This is a genomic window from Mesorhizobium sp. M7A.F.Ca.CA.002.04.1.1 (genome assembly GCF_004022805.1).
In the GTDB taxonomy this organism is placed as follows: domain Bacteria; phylum Pseudomonadota; class Alphaproteobacteria; order Rhizobiales; family Rhizobiaceae; genus Mesorhizobium; species Mesorhizobium ciceri.
This window is the reverse complement of sequence record NZ_RZPL01001214.1, coordinates 1-740: the sequence shown is the minus strand read 5'-3', so window position 1 is coordinate 740 and position 740 is coordinate 1. Positions and strand designations below refer to the sequence as shown.

Genomic DNA, 740 nt, shown 5'->3' with positions numbered 1-740 from the left:
GTCATCATTCCCGAGCCGCTGAACAAGGACCGCATCTGCCTCGGCCATCGTGGCGTCTGGTGGGCGGAGATCGAGACCAAGGGGGAGATCGCGCACGGCTCGATGCCGTTTCTCGGCGACAATGCGGTGCGCCACATGGGCGCCGTGCTGCGGGCTTTCGAGGACGAACTGTTTCCCGCGCTCGACCGCAAGATGACGCGCATGCCGGTCGTGCCCGAAGGAGCAAAACGCTCGACCATGAACATCAATTCGATCCATGGCGGCCAGACCGAGGATTTCCGGCCCGGCCTGCCGTCGCCCAACGTGCCCGACTCCTGCCGGATGACCATCGACCGCCGTTTCCTGCTCGAGGAAGATCTCGACACCGTCAAAGGTGAAGTGACCGGCATTCTCGACCGGTTGAAACGCGAGCGGACAAAATTCGACTATGAAATCCGCGACCTGATGGAAGTGCTGCCGCTGATGACCGAGCGCGACGCGCCGGTGGTCAAGGCGGTTGCGCAAGGCATCATGGCGATCTTCGACCGCGAACCCGATTATGTCATTTCGCCCGGCACCTATGACCAGAAGCACATAGCTCGCATCGGCCATATCTATGATTGCATCGCTTATGGGCCTGGCATTCTCGACCTCGCCCACCGGCCGGACGAATGGGTCGGCATATCGGACATGGTGGAATCGGCCAAGGTGATGGCGATAGGGCTCAACGTGCTGCTGCGCGGCACAGCCACGGGATAAGG

At 61.6% G+C, this 740-nt stretch carries 1 protein-coding gene; it reads left to right on the top strand.

Going from position 1 to position 740, the window contains the following annotated elements:
* Positions 1–738: acetylornithine deacetylase/succinyl-diaminopimelate desuccinylase family protein (locus ENZ75_RS33395; RefSeq protein ID WP_128278682.1), on the top strand; the 738-nt coding region annotated here is incomplete at its 5' end.
* Positions 739–740: the final 2 nt, after the last annotated feature.